Genomic DNA, 3858 nt, shown 5'->3' with positions numbered 1-3858 from the left:
TTTGTTGACTCGCAGTTGCCAGACCGCGAGATTTTTTAACAAATCAAAAGGAGTTTTACTCACTTGGGCAAAGCTATAAGCTTTTTAGAACCCCCCGCCTAGCGGGGGGTTTTCTAGTTACAAAAAATGGGCGGGGAAAATCCCCGCCCAACCTTCTTCTCTTTTTTAAATCTGCCCGTGCCATTTTTGGCACGGGCTTCTGCCTGCTGACAAGGTCAAAACTAAGCGGCGTTTTGCCAAAATGTACGGGGCGCGTTACACAGAAACTTCAGTTTTTTCAAACCGTTTCTGTAACCGTTTCCGCATGAAAAAAGGGTTACATCTTTCGATATAACCCGTTGTTTTCATTGGCGTCCCCAAGGGGATGGACAGGTACGTCCCAAATATCGAAGATATAATACTATTTGCCAAAATGAAAAAAGTCAATATCCGGAAAAATATCTGTAAAGACAATATGTTGGGAAAGGTGTTGCTGGACGGTATTGGATAGTGCGGCTGGGGACACCTGTTGCTTTGCTCAATTTTGCAGCAGGCCGCTGCAAAATTACTAACGGACATCTGCACAAAAACCAGCACAAAAACTAGCACGAAAACCAACATGAACGCTGCTGCAAACCCATCGAATTCGATGGGTTTAGAGTTGCGAGTGCTGATGCACTGCTGCTGCCGACTACCACGAAAACTACCACAAAAACTACCGCGAAAACTACCGGAGAAATACACACGCTAGTGAAACTTCGAGCACTGTCAGGTGACATGAAGCCCCAAGTTCAGGCTGGCCTTGCAGGAGGTGAAGCTTTACCGACAGTGTCGGGTATAATGTCGGAAATGCTCTATATCTTGCCAAAGTAGCGTAACTTCGCCACTGCCGGTGGCAAAATTCCCGTATCTCACGAAGCCAGTGCAAAAATTTCTTTTTCGATGACAGCTAAGGCTATTTTTATTCGTCCATAAGGTGTTCATCAATAATCAGCATGTCGTTCGCATCAAACCGCCAGCCGTCCCAGTAGGCAATTTCCCAATAATAGCCGTCCAGATCCTGGATATATCCGCTGTACCCTCCCCAAAAGGCCGTTTCCGGACGTTTGGCGATTGTGCCGCCCAGGCTCTCCACCTTGGCGAAGATGGCATCCACTTCCTCTTTGGTTTTGGCATTGAAGGCAAGCGTTATGCCGCCGAATCCGGTGCCAAGTGCCGGGGGATTGGTTTCGTTGATGTCTTTGGCCAACTCCGCCAGAGGGTACAGTTCGAGCTTGGTGCCGCCATTGCTGAAAAAGACCACATCCGGCTTTTCTTCATTGTTCGGTGTGGTAAAGCCCAGGCCGTCGCGGTAGAAGGCACGCGCTTTCACAATGTCACGCACCCCAAGGCATATTACGTTGATTCTGTTCATGGTTTCCTTTGATTTAATCAAGCTATCTCAAAATGGGTGGAATTGGATGTGCTACCGGGTGACCATTCAGCTTCCCGTTCCTTTCCAGAGCATCAAAAGTTCCGGCTCACCCGTATGTTGGCAGGCCTGCTCCTTGCTCACCGCAAAACCGTGGCGCAGATAAAAGTTCACGGCCCGGCTGTTCCTGCTGTAAACCGTCAGCGTCAATTCCGCGTACAAATCCTGCACATGCCGCAACAGTTCGGAGCCGCCGCCCTTGCTCCAGGATACAGGCCGGACAAACAGAGCCGCCAGTGCTCCCTGGTATACAGCCGCAAAACCCAGAAAAGCTTCTTCCTCTTTGGCCAGATAGCAATCGGAACCGGGCAGATACTGCTCCTTCATGGCCGCATGGTTTTCATGCCAGAAATCAGCGGATACAAAGTCGTGCGCGGCAAGAGAGGCTTGCAGCCAGATATCGGCGCAAGCCTCAATTTCCGAACGATTGTGTACGGGTATAATGATCATACCGTTCCAGTAAACAGCACCCCCACTGGCACCGCGAAAATTCTGTCACCCATGGGGATGACCTCCTGCCCGGTATACACAATCACGCCCCGGACAAAATGATCGCCCAGCGCGTCGCGCAGTGCGGCAAGGCCTTTGATATCGTGTGACGATACGCTGGCGGAGAGCTTCACTTCCACGGCAACCACGCGCCCGGCCCGGTCTTCCAGAACCACGTCCACTTCCTCACCGCTTTGCGAGCGATAATGATAGAGCGTCACCGGGTGTTCCGTCCAACTGCTTTGCTTCAGCAATTCCCCGGCCACAAAAGATTCCAGCAGCCGCCCGGCCATGATTGAATCGTCGGCCAGACGTTCCGCATCCGCGCCGCACAGATGACAGGCCAGGCCTGAATCACAAACATGCAGCTTGGACGATTTGACCAGGCGTTTGCTCAGGTTGCTCGACCAGGCGGGAAGGAACCAGATCAGGAACAACGCTTCCAGCAACGGAATGTAACGGCTGAGGGTGCTGACGGACATACCCACGCTACGGGAAAGCTCCGCCTGGTTGTGCAGTGTTCCGGAACGAGCGCCCAACAGACGCAGCAGTCGGATCAAGCCGCTGATGTCCTGGATGTTGGCGATGTCGCGGATGTCCCGTTCCACCAGCGTGGTGATGTACGAATCAAACCAGGCGGCGCGGCGTTTGGTATTGCTCCGTGACAGCACTTCAGGATAGCCACCCAGCGTCATGGCTTCCAGAAGCGCCTCCTTTGACAAGGAATCTTTGCCCGTGTTCGTGACAGAAAAATCTTTCTGAAACAGTGCCTGGATAAAGTCTTCCCGCGTTCCGGCAATTTCACCTTGAGAAAGCGGATACAGAGTCAGCACTTCCATCCGGCCCGCCAGGGAATCCGCTATGCCCGGCAGGGTCAGGATGTTGGCCGAACCGGTCAGCAGATAACGTCCGGCATGCCGCTCGCGATCCACGTCTTCTTTGATGGCCAGCATCAGGGTTGAGGCGCGTTGCGCTTCATCGATGATTACCGGCTTTTTCAGCCCCTGTAAAAAGCCCGTGGGGTCTTCCAGCGCTCCGGCCAGAGCAGTCGCTGAATCGAGGCTGACATACTGGCGACTGTTTTCCGAATCAGAAGGCTCTTCGGCCAGTTGCTTTACCAGTGTGGTTTTACCGGTTTGGCGAGCGCCGCGCAGAAAGACAACCGGAGTGTCGGCCAAGGCTTCTATCAACTGTGTATGTATTGTGCGCTTATTCATGGTGTAAAATCTACCACTTCATGGTAGATTTTACAAGTTTATTGCGACACAATACGCTAAGTACAAGGAAATTCCTTTTTTAAAAAATCCGTCAAGGAAAATTTCCGCAAATTTTTGGTTGCTGTACGTTGCAGGAAGTTGCTGAAGGTTGCGAAACGACCAAGCCAAGGAAATCCCCGAAAAACCCGTGATAGGCTCACTCCATACAAAGGCAGGAAAAGTCTTGCTACAGCATGGAGGACGGTACAATGGCAGCTCAAAAAGAAAAGAAGGAAAATCTGGCAAATATTCCTTTACGCTGGATGCGTGTGGAGGAAGCTGCACAATACCTGCGTGTTTCAACGGATTTCTTGAACAAGGCGCGGCTGACGAAAAAACCGAATATTCCTTTCACCCGCATTGGCGGGCGAATTCTCTATGACCGGCATGCTCTGGACAGTTTTCTGGAATCGCTGGAAGAGATCTGATTATTCATGCCGCTGCCCTCCGGCAATCGCTGCGGGCATGACCCACACCACCCGCGCCTGAACGCCGCCATTTCCATACCCAAAGGAAAAGGCGGCTTTCCGCGCATCCTCTCGCTGGCGGCGGAGCGGGCCAAAGCCTGGTATTTTCACCCTGCCAAATGCCCGGCGCTTCACGGCAGCGGCAGGCAAATCCGGAGCGAGCGGCGCGAGGCCTGCCAGATTGTGCTGGAAGTCA

At 52.4% G+C, this 3858-nt stretch carries 4 protein-coding genes and 1 pseudogene; 2 read left to right on the top strand and 3 right to left on the bottom strand.

Going from position 1 to position 3858, the window contains the following annotated elements; translation table 11 throughout:
* Positions 1 to 940 precede the first annotated feature (940 nt).
* From V6C07_RS03790 to V6C07_RS03780, 3 genes are all read right to left on the bottom strand, one after another.
* Entirely contained in the window at positions 941 to 1393 is a 453-nt protein-coding gene (locus V6C07_RS03790) for a VOC family protein (RefSeq protein WP_333535035.1), read from the bottom strand.
* Between the two features lie 66 nt (positions 1394 to 1459).
* Complete coding sequence (locus tag V6C07_RS03785) at positions 1460 to 1900, bottom strand: GNAT family N-acetyltransferase (RefSeq protein WP_333535034.1); 441 nt, start codon at positions 1898 to 1900, stop codon at positions 1460 to 1462.
* Entirely contained in the window at positions 1897 to 3156 is a 1260-nt protein-coding gene (locus tag V6C07_RS03780; protein WP_333535033.1) for an ATP-binding protein, read from the bottom strand. The genes V6C07_RS03785 and V6C07_RS03780 overlap by 4 nt, the downstream gene beginning before the upstream one ends.
* Positions 3157 to 3404: 248 nt before the next feature.
* Here V6C07_RS03780 and V6C07_RS03775 point away from each other — a divergent pair, with 248 nt between their 5' ends.
* Positions 3405 to 3623 (top strand): helix-turn-helix domain-containing protein, encoded by a 219-nt coding sequence (locus tag V6C07_RS03775; protein WP_333535032.1) that lies wholly within the window; start codon positions 3405 to 3407, stop codon positions 3621 to 3623.
* 6 nt (positions 3624 to 3629) lie between these two features.
* Positions 3630 to 3858, top strand: a pseudogene (locus V6C07_RS03770) (hypothetical protein); the annotation flags it as partial.

The organism is Desulfovibrio sp. 1214_IL3152 (genome assembly GCF_036763055.1).
Taxonomy (GTDB): Bacteria; Desulfobacterota; Desulfovibrionia; order Desulfovibrionales; family Desulfovibrionaceae; genus Desulfovibrio.
The sequence above is the reverse complement of the archived record's forward strand: the minus strand, read 5'-3'. Positions and strand labels throughout refer to the sequence as shown.

Bases quoted from the DNA above. Each gene is read 5' to 3' on its own strand.
- V6C07_RS03780 (WP_333535033.1), bottom strand. From the start codon at position 3,156: ATGAATAAGCGCACAATACATACACAGTTGATAGAAGCCTTGGCCGAC.
- V6C07_RS03790 (WP_333535035.1), bottom strand. From the start codon at position 1,393: ATGAACAGAATCAACGTAATATGCCTTGGGGTGCGTGACATTGTGAAA.
- V6C07_RS03785 (WP_333535034.1), bottom strand. From the start codon at position 1,900: ATGATCATTATACCCGTACACAATCGTTCGGAAATTGAGGCTTGCGCC.
- V6C07_RS03775 (WP_333535032.1), top strand. From the start codon at position 3,405: ATGGCAGCTCAAAAAGAAAAGAAGGAAAATCTGGCAAATATTCCTTTA.